The sequence below is a fragment of the Roseibium sediminicola genome, from assembly GCF_023156505.1.
Lineage (GTDB): Bacteria > Pseudomonadota > Alphaproteobacteria > Rhizobiales > Stappiaceae > Roseibium > Roseibium sediminicola.
In genome coordinates this window covers 26,777-45,727 of record NZ_JALNMJ010000007.1, presented here as the reverse complement: position 1 = coordinate 45,727, position 18,951 = coordinate 26,777, and the positions used below count along the sequence as shown (strand labels likewise).

16 protein-coding genes and 1 pseudogene are annotated in these 18,951 nt (G+C 61.7%); 9 read left to right on the top strand and 8 right to left on the bottom strand.

What is annotated here, in order from left to right; all coding sequences use genetic code 11:
• Nucleotides 1–155: 155 nt before the first annotated feature.
• The gene (locus M0H32_RS11740; RefSeq protein WP_248154119.1) at nt 156–1,280 is read right to left on the bottom strand and encodes a Gfo/Idh/MocA family protein; all 1,125 of its coding nucleotides are present in this window, start codon (nt 1,278–1,280) and stop codon (nt 156–158) included.
• Between the two features lie 253 nt (nt 1,281–1,533).
• The gene (gene iolG, locus M0H32_RS11735; RefSeq protein ID WP_248154117.1) at nt 1,534–2,532 is read right to left on the bottom strand and encodes an inositol 2-dehydrogenase; all 999 of its coding nucleotides are present in this window, start codon (nt 2,530–2,532) and stop codon (nt 1,534–1,536) included.
• A 115-nt stretch (nt 2,533–2,647) separates the two neighbouring features.
• Here iolG and M0H32_RS11730 point away from each other — a divergent pair, with 115 nt between their 5' ends.
• From M0H32_RS11730 to M0H32_RS11690, 9 genes are all read left to right on the top strand, one after another.
• Nucleotides 2,648–3,478 (top strand): MurR/RpiR family transcriptional regulator, encoded by an 831-nt coding sequence (locus tag M0H32_RS11730; RefSeq protein ID WP_248154115.1) that lies wholly within the window; start codon nt 2,648–2,650, stop codon nt 3,476–3,478.
• A 145-nt stretch (nt 3,479–3,623) separates the two neighbouring features.
• A complete protein-coding gene (locus M0H32_RS11725; RefSeq protein ID WP_248154113.1) occupies nt 3,624–4,565 on the top strand; it encodes a sugar ABC transporter substrate-binding protein in 942 nt (313 codons plus the stop codon).
• Nucleotides 4,566–4,756: 191 nt separating this feature from the next.
• Nucleotides 4,757–5,884 (top strand): ABC transporter permease, encoded by a 1,128-nt coding sequence (locus M0H32_RS11720; protein ID WP_248154111.1) that lies wholly within the window; start codon nt 4,757–4,759, stop codon nt 5,882–5,884.
• A 1-nt stretch (nt 5,885) separates the two neighbouring features.
• Complete coding sequence (locus M0H32_RS11715) at nt 5,886–6,665, top strand: ATP-binding cassette domain-containing protein (RefSeq protein ID WP_248154109.1); 780 nt, start codon at nt 5,886–5,888, stop codon at nt 6,663–6,665.
• A 29-nt stretch (nt 6,666–6,694) separates the two neighbouring features.
• Nucleotides 6,695–8,641 (top strand): bifunctional 5-dehydro-2-deoxygluconokinase/5-dehydro-2-deoxyphosphogluconate aldolase, encoded by a 1,947-nt coding sequence (locus M0H32_RS11710; RefSeq protein WP_248154107.1) that lies wholly within the window; start codon nt 6,695–6,697, stop codon nt 8,639–8,641.
• Nucleotides 8,638–10,482: a 3D-(3,5/4)-trihydroxycyclohexane-1,2-dione acylhydrolase (decyclizing) gene (gene iolD / locus M0H32_RS11705; RefSeq protein WP_248154105.1), complete on the top strand. Its 1,845-nt coding sequence runs from the start codon at nt 8,638–8,640 to the stop codon at nt 10,480–10,482. The genes M0H32_RS11710 and iolD overlap by 4 nt, the downstream gene beginning before the upstream one ends.
• 252 nt (nt 10,483–10,734) lie before the next feature.
• A complete protein-coding gene (iolE, locus tag M0H32_RS11700; RefSeq protein WP_248154103.1) occupies nt 10,735–11,631 on the top strand; it encodes a myo-inosose-2 dehydratase in 897 nt (298 codons plus the stop codon).
• Entirely contained in the window at nt 11,628–12,431 is an 804-nt protein-coding gene (iolB, locus tag M0H32_RS11695) for a 5-deoxy-glucuronate isomerase (protein ID WP_248154101.1), read from the top strand. The genes iolE and iolB overlap by 4 nt, the downstream gene beginning before the upstream one ends.
• A gap of 530 nt (nt 12,432–12,961) precedes the next feature.
• A complete protein-coding gene (locus M0H32_RS11690; protein ID WP_248154099.1) occupies nt 12,962–13,729 on the top strand; it encodes a substrate-binding periplasmic protein in 768 nt (255 codons plus the stop codon).
• Nucleotides 13,730–14,001: 272 nt separating this feature from the next.
• Here M0H32_RS11690 and M0H32_RS11685 read toward each other — a convergent pair whose 3' ends face one another.
• The 6 genes and pseudogenes from M0H32_RS11685 to M0H32_RS11660 form a co-directional block, all read right to left on the bottom strand.
• A complete protein-coding gene (locus M0H32_RS11685) occupies nt 14,002–14,415 on the bottom strand; it encodes a PilZ domain-containing protein (protein WP_248154098.1) in 414 nt (137 codons plus the stop codon).
• A 24-nt stretch (nt 14,416–14,439) separates the two neighbouring features.
• Nucleotides 14,440–14,649, bottom strand: a pseudogene (locus M0H32_RS11680) (methyl-accepting chemotaxis protein); the annotation flags it as partial.
• Nucleotides 14,650–14,708: 59 nt separating this feature from the next.
• Complete coding sequence (locus M0H32_RS11675) at nt 14,709–15,617, bottom strand: sugar kinase (protein WP_248154096.1); 909 nt, start codon at nt 15,615–15,617, stop codon at nt 14,709–14,711.
• A 206-nt stretch (nt 15,618–15,823) separates the two neighbouring features.
• The gene (locus M0H32_RS11670) at nt 15,824–16,645 is read right to left on the bottom strand and encodes a carbohydrate ABC transporter permease (protein WP_248154094.1); all 822 of its coding nucleotides are present in this window, start codon (nt 16,643–16,645) and stop codon (nt 15,824–15,826) included.
• Nucleotides 16,642–17,529, bottom strand: a complete 888-nt coding sequence (locus M0H32_RS11665; RefSeq protein ID WP_248154092.1) for a carbohydrate ABC transporter permease — start codon at nt 17,527–17,529, stop codon at nt 16,642–16,644. The genes M0H32_RS11670 and M0H32_RS11665 overlap by 4 nt, the downstream gene beginning before the upstream one ends.
• A gap of 97 nt (nt 17,530–17,626) precedes the next feature.
• Nucleotides 17,627–18,910, bottom strand: coding sequence for an ABC transporter substrate-binding protein (locus M0H32_RS11660; protein ID WP_248154091.1), 1,284 nt, complete (start codon nt 18,908–18,910; stop codon nt 17,627–17,629).
• Nucleotides 18,911–18,951 lie beyond the last annotated feature (41 nt).

The window sequence follows — 18,951 nt, the reverse complement described above, 5'->3', positions numbered from 1 at the left end:
CCCCCGCTTTGCAAAAAATGCCCCTGCGGCGGACATCGCCGCGTGGGCGATGCCAACCGATTGACTGTCCTTAGCTTATAGGGGATCAGGCGGGGTGTTAAAGACCGTCCGGCCGGATCGGAGTGTTCACGCTTAGTGAACAGATAGGGCTGAGCTCAGCCGACCTTTACCCGCTGACCACGCTCGCTGCTCTCGGCGATTGCATGGATCACCGCTTCGAAATGCAGCGCTTCCCTGAAGGACGGCACGGCTTGCCGGTCCTCGGCGATCGCGCGCAGGAATTCATGCACCTCGATCACCTTCAGATCGTTGAAGCCGAGCTGGTGGCCAGCTGCCGGCACGAACTGGCCATAGGGCGGATGGGCCGGGCCGGATAGCAATGTCTTGAACCCCTGCTCGGCGAGCGGGCCGCGGTTCTGATAGAGACGCAGCTCGTTCATGCGCTCCTGGTCAAAGATGATCATGCCCTCGGTGCCATGGACCTCGAAGCCGATATAGCTCTTGCGGCCCCAGGCACTGCGCGAGGTTGAAATCACGCCGTGTACACCCTTCTCAAAGGTCAGCAGCGCCGAGGCAATATCCTCATTCTCGACCGGTCGCCGTTCGCTTGACCCGTCGCCCATCGGCCTTGTCTCATGCACGGTTTTCGTTTCCGCGATCAGGCTTTCGACCGGACCGACCATGGCCGTTGCCAGCGACACCAGATGACAGCCGAGATCGCCGAGCGTGCCGAGACCCGCATCGGCCTTGGTCGCCCGCCAGGTCCAGGCGAGTTCCGGATCGGCCTGATAATCCTCGTCGACCATGCCACGGAAATGCACGACCCTGCCGATGGCGCCGTCCGCGATCAGTTTGCGCGCATGGGCAATCGCCGGATTGTGCAGGTAATTGTAGCCGACTATGGTCTTCACACCGGTCTTTTGCGCAACGCTCAGCATCTCGCGGGCATCGCCCAGGGTCAGCGCCATCGGCTTTTCCAGATGCACATGCTTGCCGGCCTCGAGCGCCGCGAGCGCCATCTCCTTATGCACCTTGTTCGGGGTGGTGATGCAGACGATGTCAACCTTCGGATCGGAAATGAGATCCCTCCAGTCGCTGGTGCCCCGGGCGAAGCCGAACTGGTCGGCAAAACCCGCCGCCTTCTCCCCCGGCACGTCGCACAGCACTTCAAGCCGCGTTGCCGGCACATCGCCGAACACCGCCTTGACCGAGCCATAGGCAAGCGCATGGCATTTGCCCATGAAGCCGGTGCCGATCAGTCCAATGCCGAGGCTTTCCATGTCCCGGTCCTCCCGAATGGTTTGCTGCTGCTACGCGAGTTGCTGTCAACGCACAGGCGGGCTGTTCAATCAGCCGCTGCGGGTTTTCCCGGATCCGCAGCTCTTCGATCTTGTTTGATCGTCATCCCATGGCCTGACCATGGGATCCATGCCGTTGCGCGTCCACCTGTTCGGTCTTGACTGTGGCACGGTCACGGCATGGATGACCGGGTCAAGCCCGGTCATGACGGAAATAGGGGAACCTGGTTGTCCCTCAGATCTCGTCCATACCGACGGCACGGCGTTCGGCCACCGACTTCAGCGCCGCTTCCGCCAGCGCCAGGGCCTTCATGCCGTCCTCGCCGCTTGGCGACGGCGCAGTGCCCTTTTCGATCGCCTCGACGAAGGCCGTGATTTCGGCTGCATAAGCTTCCGTGTAGCGGGTCATGAAGAAGTCATGCAGCGGCGGGCGCTGATAGCCCGCTTCCGTCGCGACCTCGATCGACACGGCTCGCTGGTTTTCCGCAGAAACGACGCCCTTGGAGCCATGCACCTCGATGCGCTGGTCATAGCCGTAGGTTGCCCGGCGTGAATTTGAAATCGAACACTGCTTGCCGGACGCCGTGGTCAGCACAACCGAAGCGCTGTCATAGTCGCCGAGTTTGCCGATTTCCGGATCGACCAGAACCGAAGCCGTCGCATAGACCGTGGTGACCTCCTCGCCGAGCAGGAACCGCGCCATGTCGAAATCATGGATGGTCATGTCGCGGAAGATGCCGCCGGAGACCTTGATATAGGCCGGCGGCGGCGCGCCCGGATCGCGGGAGGTGATCTGGACCATCTCGACCTCGCCGATGCGGCCGGCATCGATGGCCTCGCGCACCGCCTTGAAATGCGGATCGAAACGGCGGTTGAAGCCGAGCATCAGGGTCGCACCGAGCTCCTCGACCGTCTTCAGGCAGGCCTTGACGCGCTCAAGCGACAGATCCACCGGCTTTTCGCAGAAGACCGCCTTGCCGGCGCGGGCGAATTGTTCGATCAGGTCCGCGTGCGTGTCCGTCGGCGTGCAGATGATCACGGCGTCGACATCGTCGGCGGCAGCGATTTCGTCAATGGAGCTGACGCGGGCGCCATAGCCTTCGGCAATGGCCTCGGCGGCCTCCGGAAAGGCGTCGGCGACGGCAACGAGCCTTGCGCCGGGTGCGGCACCAATGGCCTTGGCGTGGACCTTGCCGATGCGTCCGGCCCCGAGCAGGGCGACTGAGACGGCCATGATGTTTCCTCCCGGATAGCATTGCGGCAACGCGAGTCACTACCGCTTGCCAATTTAGAATAAAAATTCCAAAATCATTTTCAACTGAATGAGTCAAGTCAGAAAAGAAGAACACATGACCGAGATTGGACCGGACCAGACCCCGCCCGACACGATCGACGCCTTCTTCAAGCGCCTCGGGTCGACTGCGGACAGGCTGCCGAAACGGCTGAAGCAGTTTGCCAATTTCATAGCCGCCAATCCGGACCGGGTGGCGGTCTCGACCGTAGCCGAGCTCGCGGAAGGCGCGGATGTGCAGCCGTCCGCCGTGATGCGGTTCTGCCAGGAAATGGGTTTTTCCGGCTATTCGCAAATGCAGAAGCTGTTCCGCTCCGATTATTCGCAGAAATGGCCGGATTACAGCACCCGCCTCGCCAAGCTTCGGGAACTCGGCAACGAATCGCCCTCCGCCCTGCTGGCCGAATTCGTCGAGGTCGGCCGCAGTTCCTTGGAAAACCTGCTGACAACGGTCGACCCGATTGCCCTGCAACAGGCGGTCGACGTGCTGGCACGTGCGGAAACCATTCACATGATCGGCTTCCGCCGGGCTTTTCCGGTGACCTCCTATCTCGCCTATGCCTTCGAAAAGATGGATGTTCCAGCCGTTCTTCACTCTGGCATCGCCAATATCAACATGGAACACCTGATCCGGCCCAATGATGCTGTGATCGCGGTGACCTTCGCGCCTTACACGGAAATGACCATCGACATGGCCACAAAGGCCCGCGCCACGGGAGCGGACATTGTCGCGATAACCGATGTCGTCACCAGTCCGCTGGCGCGTCTCAAGGCCATCCAGTTGCTGGTCTCCGAACTGGATGTCGGCGCCTTCCGGGCCCTGTCCGCAAGCCTGTCACTGGCCATTGCGCTCGCGGTCTCCGTCGGGGCGCAGCGCAACGGAACCTGACTTTTTTGGAAAAAATCTGTTGCATTAAATAAGAAATGGAATTTAAATTCCAAACGCAGCTCCGGACCTGTCGGAGCCGACGAGACTTCTGATGACGCGGGTGGGATAGATGTTAGGCCCGCGGCAACGTTCTGGGAGGAACACCATGAAGAAGACACTTATCGCAATGGCGGCAGCCGCCGTTGCCTTCACCGGTCTGTCTGTACCGGCTTCCGCCGATGGCGAGCGTTTCGTGCTTGTCAGCCACGCACCGGACAGCGACAGCTGGTGGAACACCATCAAGAATGCGATTGCCATTGCCGGCGACCAGATGGGCGTCGAAGTGGAATACCGCAACCCGCCGACCGGTGACCTGGCCGACATGGCCCGCATCATCGAACAGGCGTCCGCGTCCAATCCGGACGGCATCATCGCCACCATCGCCGACTACGACGTTCTTTCCGGCCCGCTCTCCAACGCGGTCGCCAAGGGCATCCCGGTGATCACCATCAACTCCGGCACCCAGGAGCAGTCCAAGCAGCTCGGCGCGCTTATGCATGTCGGTCAGCCGGAATACGACGCCGGCAAGGGCGCGGGCGAAAAGGCGAAGGCCGCCGGCGTGACCAAGTTCCTTTGCGTGAACCACTACATCACCAACCCGGCTTCCGTTGAGCGCTGCCAGGGTTATGCCGATGCACTCGGCGTCGAACTCGGCAGCCAGATGATCGACAGCGGTCAGGACCCGCAGGAAATCAAGTCCAAGGTCATGGCCTACCTCCAGGGCAACCCGGACACCAACGGCGTCCTGACCCTCGGCCCGACCTCCGCGCACCCGACGCTTGCCGCCCTGGAAGAACTTGGCAAGTCCGGCACCATTCACTTCGGCACCTTCGATCTCTCCGGTGAAATCGCCGAAGGCATCAAGTCCGACGTGATCGCCTTCGCCATCGACCAGCAGCCTTACCTCCAGGGCTATCTGCCGGTGGTGATCCTGACGAACCTCGCCCGCTATGGCGTGGTTCCGGGCAACTCCATCAACTCCGGCCCGGGTTTCGTCACCAAGGCGAACATCGCCCTCGTTGAGAAATACGCAGGCGAATACCGCTAAGGGCCGGTGCAGCCCACATCCGACAGCCCTTGCGGCACTTTGGAGAGGCGGCTTGCTGCCTCTCCCTTTTAGAAAACACTGCGTTCCCTTGAGGTGAGCGCTCACATCCGGAACAATTTCTGCGGCCGGGCCGCAGGGAAGCGACAGAGCTTCAACGGCAGCCGGCCAGTCCGGCATGCAGGAGGAAACCTATGGCTGAGCCACACACCACAGCCGCCCCTGAAAAAGATGAACGCGTCCGCGAAATGTCGGCCGTGCGCAAGGCCCTGATCCGCCCGGAACTGGGCGCGATTTGCGGTGTCGTCCTCGTCTTCATGTTTTTTCTGGGCATCGCCCGAGACAGCGGCATGTTCGCCCCGGAAGGCATCCTCAACTGGGGCAACGTTTCCGCTCAGTTCGCCATCATCGCCGTCGGTGCCTGCCTGCTGATGATCGCCGGCGAGTTCGACCTTTCGGTCGGTTCCATGATCGGCTTCTCCGGCATCGTCATAGCCTTGATGAGTGTTCAATGGGGATTCCCGATCTGGGTGGCCATCCTCACCGCTTTCGCGATCGCTCTCGCAATCGGCGCGCTCAACGGATACCTGGTCATCAAGACAGGCCTGCCCTCCTTCATCGTCACCCTTGCCTTTCTCTACATCCTGCGCGGCCTGACGATCTTCATTGCCATCGCCACCACCCGCAAGACCATCATCGGTGGTGTCAAGGACGTCGCCGAAGGCGATCCGATCGCCTGGCTGTTCGGGGGCAAGGTGTTTTCCGGCCTGTTCGTCTGGCTCGCCGATCTCGGCATTGTCGGCAAGTTCGTCGCCGGCCCCAGGGCCGGACAACCGGTCGTCGAGGGCGTACCGATGCTGATGATCTGGGCGATCGTCCTGATCGTCATCGGCCACATCCTGCTGACCCGCACCCGTTTCGGCAACTGGATCTTCGCAGCGGGCGGCGATGCCCAGGCGGCGCGCTATGTCGGGGTCCCGGTCAACCGGGTCAAGATCCTGATGTTCATGCTGTCCGCGTTCTGCGCCACGGTCCTGGCGACTTGCCAGGTGATGGAATTCGGCTCCGCCGCCGCAGACCGCGGCATGCTGAAAGAATTCGAAGCGATCATTTCCGTGGTCATCGGCGGTGCTCTGCTCACAGGCGGCTACGGCTCGGTCATCGGCGCCGCGCTTGGCGCGCTGATCTTCGGCGTCGTCCAGCAGGGCCTGTTCTTCGCCGGCGTGGAAAGCTCCCTCTTCCGGGTCTTCCTCGGCGTGATCCTGCTGCTCGCCGTGATCCTCAACACCTATATCCGCCGCATGATCACGGGAGAACGCTGACATGACCGCTCCATTGATCGAACTCGTCGACATCGAAAAACACTTCGGCCCGGTGATTGCCCTCAATGGCGTCTCGGTCTCGGTCAAGGCTGGCGAGTGCCACTGCCTTCTGGGAGACAACGGCGCCGGCAAGTCCACCTTCATCAAGACCATGTCGGGCGTGCACAAGCAGACCGCCGGCAAGATCCTGATGGAAGGCAAGGAGGTGAACTTCAACTCGCCGCGCGCGGCCATGGAAGCCGGCATCGCCACAGTCTACCAGGACCTGGCAATGATCCCGCTGATGTCGGTCACCCGGAATTTCTGGATGGGCCGCGAGCCCCAGAAGCGCGTTGGACCGTTCAAGTTCTTCGACTTTTCCGAAGCCAACGAGATCACCATGACCGAGATGGCCAAGATGGGCATTCGCCTGCGCTCCCCCGACCAGGCGGTCGGCACGCTGTCCGGCGGCGAACGACAGACGGTTGCCATTTCCCGGGCGGTCTATTTCGGCGCCAAGGTGCTGATCCTCGACGAACCGACTTCGGCCCTTGGCGTCCGCCAGACCTCCAACGTGCTGGCAACGATCGACAAGGTCCGCAAGAAGGGCATCGGCGTTGTCTTCATCACGCACAATGTACGCCATGCCATGGCCGTCGGCGACCGCTTCACGGTGCTCAACCGCGGCAAGACCCTCGGCACGGCGGAGCGCGGCGAGATCAATGCGGAGGAACTGCAGGACCTGATGGCCGGCGGCCAGGAACTGGCCGAACTGGAAGGCTCCCTCGGCGGAACCATCTGACGGGTCAGGCAACAAGACGGAATGTGCACGTGACGAAACTCGATGTCATCACCATCGGCCGCTCCTCGGTCGATCTCTACGGCGCCCAGGTGGGCGGCCGCCTGGAGGACATGAATTCCTTCAACAAGTATATTGGCGGCTCGCCCACCAACATGGCCACCGGCACGGCTCGTCTCGGCCTCAAATCCGGCCTGATCACCCGGGTCGGTGACGAGCATATGGGTCGCTTCATCCGCGAGGAACTGGAGCGGCACGGCGTCGACACAAGTGGCGTCGTCACCGACAAGGAGCGCCTGACCGCGCTCGTGCTTCTCGGCATCCGCGACCAGGAACAGTTCCCGCTGATTTTCTATCGCGAGAACTGCGCCGACATGGCGCTGTGCGAAGACGACATCGACCCCGCCTTCATCGCCTCCGCCAGGGCGGTGGTGGCCACCGGCACCCATCTGAGCCATCCGCAGACGGAGACCGCCGTCCTCAAGGCTCTGCATCTTGCCCGCGAGAACGGCGGCAAGACGGCGCTCGACATTGATTACCGCCCCAACCTCTGGGGCCTGTCCGGCCATGGCGACGGCGAGAACCGCTTCATCGCCTCCGATGCGGTCACCGCCAAGCTGCAATCCACGCTGCACCTGTTCGACCTGATCGTCGGCACCGAGGAAGAATTCCACATTGCCGGCGGCACCACCGACACGGTCGAAGCCCTCAAGAACGTGCGCAAGGTCTCTGCCGCGACGCTGGTCTGCAAACGCGGTCCGATGGGCGCCGTCGCCTTCGAAGCGGAGATCCCCGACAGCCTGGACGATGGCGTCTCCGGCCCGGGTTTCCCAATCGAGGTCTTCAACGTGCTCGGCGCCGGCGACGGTTTCATGTCCGGGCTCCTGAGAGGCTGGATCACAGGCGAGGACTGGGTCACCAGCCTGACTTATGCCAATGCCTGCGGCGCTTTCGCCGTCTCACGTCACGGCTGCACCCCGGCCTACCCGAGCTGGGAGGAGCTGCAGTTCTTCCTGAAGCGCGGCGTCAGGGACAAGGCCCTGCGGAAGGACGCGGATCTGGAGCAGATCCACTGGTCCACCAACCGGTCACGCCTGCATGGAGGTGACTGGTCGACCATGCGGGTCTTCGCCTTCGACCACCGCATCCAGTTGGAACAGATGGCCGCAGATGCGGGTGCCGATCGCGCGCGCATCGGCCCGTTCAAGAATCTTTGCCTCAATGCTGCGCTGAAAGTCGCGGACGGACAGCCGGGCCACGGCATCCTGTGCGACAGCCGGCTTGGCCGCGAGGCGCTTTATCGGGCCGCCGGAACCGGCCTCTGGATCGGACACCCCGTGGAGTGGCCAGCCTCCCGGCCACTGTCACTGGAACCCGAAATCGGAGCCGATTTCGGCGGCCTGGCCGAATGGCCGGCGGAACATGTGGTCAAGGTGCTCTGCTTCTACCACCCGGACGATCCGGACGACATCCGGGTCGACCAGGAAGACGTGCTCACGCGCCTTTTTGCCGCCTGCCGGCGTCACCGCCTGGAAATGCTGCTGGAGGTCATCCCCTCCAAGGTCGGGCCGGTTGACGACAACACCACCGCGGACATCATCCGGCGCATCTACGAGATCGGCATCTATCCGGACTGGTGGAAGCTGGAGCCGATGACCTCCGCCGCCGCCTGGGACAAGGCCTGCAGCGCCATCACCGACAACGACCCATACACCCGCGGTATTGTCGTGCTCGGCCTCGACGCGCCGGAAGACGAGCTGGCCGCAAGCTTCGCCGAAGCCGCGCGCTTCCCGCTGGTCAAGGGTTTTGCAGTTGGCCGCACGATTTTCGCCGACGCGGCCCGCAAATGGCTGGCCGGGGAATTGACGGACGAGGCGGCTGTCGCCGACATGGTCGGCAGGTACCGGCGCCTTTGCCACATCTGGGACAATGCCCGCGCGGAAGCGCGCCTCAACGAACCGCAAGGAATACCCGCATGACCTCAACGATCCGTTTGACAGCGGCCCAGGCGATGGTCCGCTACCTTTCCGCGCAGATGGGCGAGGACGGCGAGCGCTTCATCGACGGCGTCTGGGCGATCTTCGGCCACGGCAATGTCGCCGGGCTCGGCGAAGCCCTGGAACAGGCCGGCAACGCCCTGCCGACCTGGCGCGGCCAGAACGAGCAGACCATGGCCCATACCGCGATTGCCTATGCCAAGGCAAAGAAGCGCAGCCGCGCCATGGCGGTCACCTCTTCCATCGGACCGGGCGCGACCAACATGGTCACCGCCGCCGCCCTTGCCCATGTCAACCGCCTGCCGGTGCTGCTGATCCCCGGCGATGTCTTTGCGGGCCGCGCGCCGGACCCGGTGCTGCAGCAGGTGGAGGATTTCGACGACGGCACGGTCTCGGCCAATGACTGTTTCCGGCCGGTGTCGCGCTATTTCGACCGGATCTCCCGGCCCGAACATCTCCTGACCGCGCTGCCACGCGCTTTCCGGGTGATGACCGACCCGGCCAATTGCGGTCCCGTGACGCTCTCCTTCTGCCAGGACACCCAGGCCGAGGCGTTTGATTATCCGGAAAGCTTCTTCGAGCCGAAGGTCTGGCGCATCCGCCGGCCCGAGCCGGATGCGCGCGAGATTGCCGATGTTGCCGAGCTGATCAGAAATGCGAAGAAGCCGGTGCTGCTGTGCGGCGGCGGGGCGATCTATTCCCAGGCCGAGGAAACACTCGCCGACTTCGCAACGAAACACGGTATCCCGGTGATCGAGACCCAGGCCGGCAAGGCGGCGCTCGCCCAGGCCCATCCGATGAATTTCGGCGCCGCCGGCGTCGACGGCGCGGAGAGCGCAAATAACCTGGCAGAGGCCGCCGATCTCATCATCGGCGTCGGCACCCGCTTCCAGGACTTCACAACCGGATCCTGGGCGCTCTTCAAGGCCCCGGGCCGCAGGCTCGTTTCCATCAACGTCCAACCCTATGACGCCGGCAAGCACGGCGCGGTCGGGGTTGTCGGCGACGCCAAGGTCTCGCTGGAAAGGCTTTCCACCACCCTTGGCGGTCACAAGGCGGATGCCTTCGATCCTCAGGCCCGTCTCGACTGGCTGGCCAAGGTCGACGCCCATTGCAGCGCCCGCAAGAATGTGCCGGAAGACTACCTGCCGCTCGATGCCGAGGTGATCGGCGCGGTGCAGCGGACTTCTTCCGACAAGACCATCGCCATGTGTGCCGCAGGCACCATGCCAGGTGCGCTGAAGCTGCTGTGGCAGGCGCCTCAGGGCGGCTATCACATGGAGTACGGCTTTTCCTGCATGGGCTACGAAATCGCCGGAGCCATGGGGCTGAAGCTGGCCCAGCCGGAGCGGGACGTCGTCTGCTTCGTCGGCGACGGCTCCTACATGATGGCGAATTCCGAACTGGCGACGGCGGTGATGCGCCGGGTGCCGTTCACGGTGGTTCTGACCGACAACCGCGGCTTCGGCTGCATCAACCGGCTGCAGATGGGCACCGGCGGCACCCAGTTCAACAACCTTTATCAATACTGCAATGTCGAGGCCCAGCCGGAGATCGACTTCGTCGCCCATGCGGCGGCCATGGGGGCCCATGCGGTCAAGGCAAAGGACATTGCCGACCTGGAAGCGCAGATCCGGGCCTCGAAGGACAGGGCCATCCCGACGGTAATCGTCATCGACACGGACCCGATGCACGGACCGGGCGAGAATGGCGGCGGCCATTGGTGGGATGTGGCGGTACCGGAAGTCTCAGACCGGACGAGCATCAACGCGGCCCGCGAGAAGTTCCTCGCCGGCCGGAAGCACCAGAACCTGGTGGATTGAGGCGACAGAAATAACGTGACCCACCTCCACTCCACACGACGTGATCCCATGGCTTGACCATGGGCCTGCCCTCGGCGGGATCGGGGGATCCAAGCCGTTCACGACCACGACGCAGAGCCTCGCTTGTGGCACGGCAACGGAATGGATTGCCGGGTCAAGCCCGGCAATGACGATTTAGGAAGGGCCTCGGGATGAGGTCCGGATTTAGTTTGCAACAACAGACGCTCCCAGGAGCGTCACAGGACAACAGCCATGATCCTTTACGGCACCAACCCGATTGCCTGGGCCAATGACGACGACCAGAGCCTCGGCGCGCATATTCCGACGCAGCAGATCCTGAAGGAAGCGTCAGACATCGGCTTTGACGGTATCGAGAACGGCCACCGCTGGCCCGATGAGCCGGAAGCGCTGAAACAGCTTCTCGGCAGCCACGGCCTGAAATTCATTTCCGGCTGGTACTCCCTCAATCTTCTGGCCCAGTCGGTCGAGGACGAGAAGCGGGCCATCCAGCCGCATCTCGACAAACTCAAACACAATGGCTGCAAAGTCTGCATCGCCTGCGAGACCTCCAACACCATCCAGGGCTCTGACACCGACATCAATGGCAGCCCGGTCCTGTCGGCGGAGGAAATGAAGGACTTCGGCGCCAAGGTCGAGGAACTGGCGGCCTTCTGCACCGAGCAGGGCATCGACCTCGTCTATCACCATCACATGGGTACGGTCGTCGAGACACCGGCGGAAATCGACGCCCTCATGGCGGCGACCGGACCGGCCACCAAGCTGCTTTTCGACACCGGTCATTGTTACTTCGGCAGCAACGGCCAGGACCCGGCGCCGGTTCTGCAAAAATACGCGGACCGTGTAAAACACTTCCACGCCAAGAATGTCCGCCCGGCGGTGATGAAAGAGATCCGCGACAGCAGGAAGTCCTTCATGGACGGTGTGCGCGCCGGTGTCTTCACCGTGCCGGGCGATGACGAAGGCGGCATTGATTTCGCCCCGCTTTTGAAGATCCTGAAGGAGACGGGCTACCAGGGCTGGATCGTCATCGAGGCGGAACAGGACCCGGAGGTCCGCAATCCGTTCCAGTATCAGAGCCTGGGTCTGAAAACCCTGAAACAGCTTGCAAAGGAAGTGGACCTGACATGAGCAAACTCCTGGTCAAACCGTCCGGCACCTCCGGTAAGGTGCATGATATCACGCCGCAAAGCGCGCATTGGGGCTATGTCGGCTTCGGCCTCTATCACCTGAGTGCGGGCGAAAGTGCCGCTGAAGAGACTGGCGACACGGAAGTCATCCTGGTTCTGGTCGAGGGCAAGGCGATGATCTCGGGCGCCGATAAGAGCTTTGGCGAGCTCGGCGACCGCATGAGCGTCTTTGAACGCAAGAAACCGCATTGTGTCTATGTGCCCAACGGCTCGAACTGGTCCGCGACGGCAACGACCGACTGTGTGCTTGCTGTCTGTACGGCGCCGGGCAAGGGCAATCATGAAGCCCGGGTAATCACCGATATCGGACTTGTGGAACGTGGCAAGGGCGCCAATACCCGCTACATTCATCCGATCGCCATGGAGGAAAGCGACATTGCCGACAGCCTGCTGGTGACCGAGGTCTTCACCCCCCAGGGCAACTGGTCGTCCTATCCGCCGCACCGGCACGATGAAGACAATTTCCCGGACATGACCTATCTGGAAGAGACCTACTATCACCGCCTGAACCCGAAACAGGGTTTCGGCTTCCAGCGGGTCTTTACCGAGGACGGCGAACTGGATGAGACCATGGCGGTCGCCGACGGCGACGTCGTCCTGGTGCCCAAGGGCCACCACCCCTGCGGCGCGCCCTATGGCTACGAGATGTATTATCTCAACGTCATGGCCGGCCCCATGCGCAAGTGGCGCTTCCAGAACCACCCGGATCACGACTGGATCGCCCAGCGGGATGCGGGGTGAGGTACAGAGAAAAGGCTGACAGTCCCCTGCCAGCCTTTCTTCCTATCGGTGTCATCATCCCGGACGAGCGCAGCGAAGATCCGGGACCGGTGAGCCGAGACCCTAGTCACCCGAATCTGAAGTTCGTCTTATTTCCCAGCACACTCGGAACGAGCTTCAGATTCAAAAGGGTGACTAGCAAGCATATGTTTCTAGTGTGGTGAATTTGAAATTCGCTTCGATGGTCGCTGCAACAATGAGGCGAATTTAAAATTCACCACACCAGGGCAATTTGCGAGACTGGGTGGCTCCCCGGTCCCGGCTCGCGCTTCGCTTGGCCGGGATGACGACACCGAAACTCTAAACGTGCCTCTAACTACTTTTCACAAGACCTAACAGCACATTTCACAAAACAACAACTATAATTTTTGAAATTGCTTCAAACAAATCAAGACAATAAAGCCAAAAACGCGCTATTCCATTAATATTTCCTCATGGAGAGCCCCATAGGCTTCCACGTCAGTCGCTCACGACTCACACATGAGGTGAATATGGCTTACGATTTACTTGTCCACGTAAAGAAATACACCAGGCAGGTCACAATCGCCGCAACCCTGGCTTTGACGCCGGTCACGGCACTGGCCGATGAGGTGCTCATCGGCGTCGAAGACCTGACCTACTACCCGCATTACACGTTCGAAAACGGAGAATATTCCGGCTTCGGCCGAGCGGTGCTGGATGCCTGGGCCGGGGACCGCGGCCACACCGTCACCTACAAGGCCTTTCCGATCAAGCGGCTGATGTCCATGCTCGTGGACGGTGAGGTGGATCTCAAATATCCGGACAATGCCTATTGGTCCTCCGACCTGAAGGACGGCAAGAACGTCACCTATTCCGAGGCCGTGGTCGAGTATATCGACGGCGTCTCGGTCAAGCCGGAGCAGGTCGGCAAGGGCATGGGCTCTGTCAAGAAACTCGGCACCGTGCGCGGTTTCACACCCTGGGCGTGGCTCGACGAAATCAATTCCGGCGCGGTGGAACTCTCCGAACTCGGCGCTCTGGACGGCCTGGTCAAGCAGGTCCTGGCCGGGCGTATCGATGCCGCCTATGCCAATGTCTCGGTGATCCAGCACCAGCTGGACCAGATGGGCGAAGCGGGCGCTCTGACCTTCGACCCGGACCTCAAACACACCCGCGACTTCTACTATCTCAGCACCACCACCAAGCCGGCCCTGATCGAGGATTTCAACAGCTGGATGGCCGAAAACGCCGACAAGGTCGCGGCCCTGAAGGCCGAATACAACGTGACACTGGACTGACCTTCCCGCGTCACGCCTGCCATGAAAAGGGCGTCAACCAGCGCTTTTTTCGCACCTAACGTCTCCTCTCGTCATCCCGGACGGAGCGTAGCGAAGATCCGGGACCGGGGAGCCAGGGCCTTGCGGAGGGGAATGCACTGTTCCCGGCAGAACCTGTGGCTACCCGGTCCCGGCTCACACTTCGCTTGGCCGGGGTGAAGACGGAAAAGCAATGTCACAAGAAAAGGGCGCCCGAGGGCGCCCTTCGTCCATCAGCTGTTTGCCGGTGCCCGTCAGGCGGCGATCAGGATGTGATCGTCCGGCAGCCGTTCGGCGAATTCCACGCCGCAGCCTGATCCGGTTTCGCGGACGACCGTGCCGTGCAGCACCGTTCCATCGAGGAAATTGAGCGTCATCTTCTCACCGACCGGAATGTCGTGCATGTCCAGGATCTGCGCGCCGGAAATACTGACGTCGATCAGCTGGGCCGTACGCCGTGCCCCGGTTGCGAAAGTGATCGTGACATCCTCGGAAATCGCCTTGCGCGATGCCCGGCGGCGGTCTTCGACATCCCTGGTCACGTCCGCCAGGAATTTCTCGACTTCGACGGCGAGATTGTCGCTAGCTTCCGAGACCAGGGTGGACGCGTTGTTCACCGCACCGGCTTCGTCGGACGTCTGCATCACCGCCCCGGAAACCGTCGACATGGAATTCGCGGCTTCCCCGGTGCTGTCGCTGGCCGAACGAGCCGAGCGGGCGATTTCCTGGTTGGCGGCGCGCTGTTCCTCGATGGCCCCGGCGACCGAACTGGTCAGCGTCTTGATCTCGGAAACCTTTTCCGCAATGTGTTCGATCGCGCCGGCGGCATCCTTGACCGAGGTCTGAATGCCGGTGATCCGGCCGGAAATCTCGTCCGTCGCCTTGGAGGTCTGCTCGGCCAGTTCCTTGACCTCGGAGGCGACGACCGCGAAGCCGCGTCCCGCCTCGCCGGCCGCGCGACCTATGCAGGTTCCAGGACATCCACGAGCGCCCCCCGATGCTGGATCACCCGCCCTGCAAGACCTGCGCCCGCATCCACGCTGGCGACTATATCACCCGTGACCAGATACTCGGCCAGAAAGGCGGCATTGAAACTGTCACCTGCCGCCGTCGTATCGACTATGCCGCTGACAGGTTTTGGCTGGAATGACTGACGTTGGTCCTCCGTGGCACAGATGACCTGTTCCGGCCCGTTCTTGACCACCACCATGCCCGCGCCGGCGGCCAGATACCGGTCGGCGCTTGCATCCGGCGTCGGATCGGAAAAATGCGCCAACTCATCCTCGAAGGAAGGCATGACAAAATCGCACAGGCCCGCTGCCTTGGTGACGCACGCGCGCATGGTCTCGGCATCCTCCCACAGGCGCGGCCTCAAGTTGGGATCGAACGCCACTTTGGCACCACCCGCTCGCGCCTTGTGCAAGGCCTCCAGAAATGCGGTCCGGTCTTCGGCCGGCAGGATCGCCAGGGTGATGCCGCTGAAATAAATGAGACCGGCCCGGCCCAGCACGTTGTCCAGATGCGCCCGGTCGGACGCCAGGCAACGGGCCGCCGATTGCGACCGCCAATAGGCAAAACTGCGTTCGCCGTCCTTCAGCTGAATCATGTAGAGCCCGACGGTACGGTCATCTCGTTTCTGGATGGCGGATGTCTCGATGCCCGCGCCCTCCAGAAAGGCCAGCATCTGGTCGGACACCTTGTCGTCCCCGACGGCCGTGCAATAGCCGACGGTCCAGCTCGCCGGCAGACACTTGCGCGCGTACCAGGCCGTATTCAGCGTGTCGCCGGCAAAGCCCATGGCGAAAGTGCCCTCGCCTGTCGGCGCCATTTCGACCATGCATTCTCCAATGGCTAGAAACTGTGTCGACACGGGGGGCTCCTGAGGCTTGCGGACCGGAAAAACTTAAGGCGGAAACCCCGCAGAAATCCGGGATTTAAATCCATTAGCATAGTTTATTTCAGATGAGAAACCGGACCAAAGACGCAATTCGGCCGCCAAAGCGGTTTGACCAGCCACGACGGGTTCCAAGATCCCTCGAAATCCGGGGATTTGCGGATTTTCAGAATTTTTTCCGGCTATTTTATACCGGCCCGCATGAAGCTCTGCACGAACTGCCGCTGGAACAGCAAGAACGCGATCAGGAGCGGCCCGGAGGTCATCAGCGTGGCCGCGTTGATCACCGACCATTCGACGCCGCTGTCGATCGCCGAGAAGATGCTGAGGCCGACGGTCACCGGCCGGGTGTCGACCGAATTGGTGACGATCAGCGGCCACAGGAAATTGTTCCAGTGGTGGCTGACCGAAACGAGGCCGTAGGCCAGGTAGGTCGGCTTGGCGAGCGGGATATAGACTTTCCACAAGACGCCCAGGAAGCTTGCGCCTTCAACGCGCGCGGCTTCATCCAGTTCGCGCGGAATGGTCATGAAGGTCTGTCGCAGCAGAAAAATACCGAAGCCAGAGGCGATATAGGGCAGCGCGATCGCCGGGATCGTGTCGACCAGATTGAGGAGCCGCATGGTCTGATAGTTCTCGACCATCAGGATGTCCGGCATCACCAGGAGCTGCAAAAGCACCAGCGTAAAGAGGAAAGTTCGGCCTGGAAATTCGAACCTGGCAAAGGCAAAGGCAGCCAGTGTGCACAGAAAGAACTGCCCGGCCAGGATCAGGCTCACCAGCAGGAACGTGTTCAGGAAATAGCGTGCGAACGGCGCCGCGTTCGAAGCTTTTTCAAAATTGTCCAGCGTCAGCGGCGCAAGCAACTCGAAGCGGGCTTCAAAGGCGGCCGGGTGAAACGCGGTCCAGACCGCATAGGCGAGCGGCAGCACCCACAAAAGCGCCAGCGCCCAGGCCGCGAGCGTGTTCAGGAGGCGGTCGAGATCGAAGCCGGTGCCGGTCATTTGTAATGCACCTTGCGGTCAAAGAAGAAGAACTGGCCGATCGCAAGCAACGACAGGAGCACCAGGAGGGCGACGGTCAGCGTCGCGCCATAGGCGGTTTCCCAGAAGCGGAACGCCACTTCGTAAATGTAGAACAGGAGCAGCGCGGAGGCGTTGTCCGGCCCGCCGTCGGTCAGGATGAAGATATGATCGACCAGGCGGAAGGAATTGATCACCGCGTTGACACAGACGAACAGGGTTGTCGGCATCAAAAGCGGAAAGGTGATCCGCCAGAAGATCGTCCAGCGCCCGGCGCCTTCGATCTGCGCGGCCTCCTTCAGCGTTACAGGGATTGCCTGCAAGGCAGCCAGATAAAAGATCATGAAGAACCCGGCTTCCTTCCAGATGGTCACCACGATGATTGCGTTCAGCGCCGTGTCCGGATTGCCGAGATAATTGGACGCCGGCCAGCCAAAAAGGGCGCCGGTGATCTGGTCGACCAGGCCGAAGCCGGGCGTATAGAAGAACATCCAGATATTGGCGACGGCGATCAGCGGCAACACGGTCGGCGTGAAATAGGCCATGCGCACAAAACTGCGCCCGGTCAGCTTCTCGTTGACCCAGAGTGCCATCACGATGGCAAGGCCCACGGACACCGGGATTGTGCCAAGCGCGTACCAGAGATTGTTCCAGAGCACCTTCCAGAACACCGGATCGCCAAGCATGCGCTCGTAATTGTCAACGCCGATGAACTTGGCCGGACGGCGCCCGCGCGGCGTCGAGAAGAAGCTGTTCAGGAACGTCGTAACCGCCGGGATGTGGGTGAAGGCAAACAGGAACACCAGTGCCGGCAACAGCAGCAGCCAGCCATAAATCCAGTCGCGTTTGAATGTGAAATCCCGCATGCGTGTCACGTTTGCCGGTTTGATGTTGTTCTGGGCACCAAATGGGAAAAGACGGCGCGTCGGGGTGGGATGCCGGCGCGCCGTCCTTTGAGAGATCCTAGCGGTATTCCGCCAGGATCTCGTCAGCCTGTTTCTGAGCTTCCTTCAGGGCCGTTGCGGCGTCTTTCTTGCCGGTGATGGCCGCGGCCAGGGCATCGTTGAAAATGCCGGTGACGCGCTGGTTCTGATAGGTGGAGAGCTCGGCTTTCGCGAATTCCAGCTGATCGCGGGCAACGAGGGCCGGAGCGAAGTCGGCGGTATAGGCCTTCATCGTCTCGGTTTCCCAGGTCTCGGCGCGCGGAGCGACATAGCCGGTGGCAATGGTCCATTTGGCGGACTGTTCCGGTGCGGTGATCCACTGCACGAACTTGACGGCCGCCTTGCTCTGCTCTTCAGACGCGCCCTTGAACAGGTAGAAATTGCCGCCGCCGGTCGGAGCTCCGCGCTGTTCCTTCTTCGGCAGCATGGCGACCCCGAACTTGAACGGAGCATTGTCCCGCACGTTGGTCAGGTTGCCGGTGGAAGTCCACATCATCGCGGTCTGGCCTTCGAAGAAGGCTTTCGGGGTTGCGCCCCATTCGATGATGCCCGGTGCCATGACCTCGTCCTTGGTGGAGAGGTCCACAAGATACTGCAGGGCCTCGACCACTTTCGGATCGTCGAAATGAGTCTTGTTGCCCTCGGCATTGGCCAGGGTCGCGCCGTTTTCGATCGCGAGGCCCTGGAACAGCCAGTAGGGGAAGCCGGAGGACGGGATGCGTACGCCCCATTGGGTGACGTTGCCGCTGGCGTCCTTCTTGGTCAATTTCTTGCCGAACTCGACCATTTCAGCCCAGGTGGCCGGAGCCACGTCCGGATCGAGGCCGGCGGCTTCGAAAGCTTCCTTGTTCCAGTAGAGAACCGGCGTGGAGCGCTGGAACGGAATACCGTAGGTCTTGCCGCCGGTCTGGCTGTTTTCCATGAAGGCCGGGTAGAAGCCATCAACCCATTTCTTGTCTTCCTCGGTGGTGAGGAAGTCATCGAACGGGATGATCAGGTCTTCATCGATCAGCGTGAACATGTCGACCGACAGGATCACGGAAAGCTGGGGCGGGTTGCCGCCGCGCGAGGCGGTGATCGCCTTGGCAACGGTGTCCTGGTAGGAACCGGCATAGACCGCGTCGATGGTCACATCCGGGTTCTGGGCAACATAGGCGTCCGTCAGTTCCTGGATGGTCTCGGCAGCCTTGCCGCCCACGGCGACCGGAAAATAGAATTGCAGATCAACGGCCTGAGCAGAGGCCCAGGTGCTAAAGGAAAGCGCCGTCGCGGCAACGGCTTTCAGAAAAGTGGACTTCAACATCAGTTTCATCCCTAAGGTTTGAACATCCGCATGAAAGCGGC

Coding starts and splice junctions, on each gene's coding strand:
- M0H32_RS11740 (WP_248154119.1), bottom strand. CDS start 1,280: ATGGAAAGCCTCGGCATTGGACTGATCGGCACCGGCTTCATGGGCAAA.
- iolG (WP_248154117.1), bottom strand. CDS start 2,532: ATGGCCGTCTCAGTCGCCCTGCTCGGGGCCGGACGCATCGGCAAGGTC.
- M0H32_RS11730 (WP_248154115.1), top strand. CDS start 2,648: ATGACCGAGATTGGACCGGACCAGACCCCGCCCGACACGATCGACGCC.
- M0H32_RS11725 (WP_248154113.1), top strand. CDS start 3,624: ATGAAGAAGACACTTATCGCAATGGCGGCAGCCGCCGTTGCCTTCACC.
- M0H32_RS11720 (WP_248154111.1), top strand. CDS start 4,757: ATGGCTGAGCCACACACCACAGCCGCCCCTGAAAAAGATGAACGCGTC.
- M0H32_RS11715 (WP_248154109.1), top strand. CDS start 5,886: ATGACCGCTCCATTGATCGAACTCGTCGACATCGAAAAACACTTCGGC.
- iolD (WP_248154105.1), top strand. CDS start 8,638: ATGACCTCAACGATCCGTTTGACAGCGGCCCAGGCGATGGTCCGCTAC.
- iolE (WP_248154103.1), top strand. CDS start 10,735: ATGATCCTTTACGGCACCAACCCGATTGCCTGGGCCAATGACGACGAC.
- iolB (WP_248154101.1), top strand. CDS start 11,628: ATGAGCAAACTCCTGGTCAAACCGTCCGGCACCTCCGGTAAGGTGCAT.
- M0H32_RS11690 (WP_248154099.1), top strand. CDS start 12,962: ATGGCTTACGATTTACTTGTCCACGTAAAGAAATACACCAGGCAGGTC.
- M0H32_RS11685 (WP_248154098.1), bottom strand. CDS start 14,415: ATGTCGACGGTTTCCGGGGCGGTGATGCAGACGTCCGACGAAGCCGGT.
- M0H32_RS11670 (WP_248154094.1), bottom strand. CDS start 16,645: ATGACCGGCACCGGCTTCGATCTCGACCGCCTCCTGAACACGCTCGCG.
- M0H32_RS11665 (WP_248154092.1), bottom strand. CDS start 17,529: ATGCGGGATTTCACATTCAAACGCGACTGGATTTATGGCTGGCTGCTG.
- M0H32_RS11660 (WP_248154091.1), bottom strand. CDS start 18,910: ATGTTGAAGTCCACTTTTCTGAAAGCCGTTGCCGCGACGGCGCTTTCC.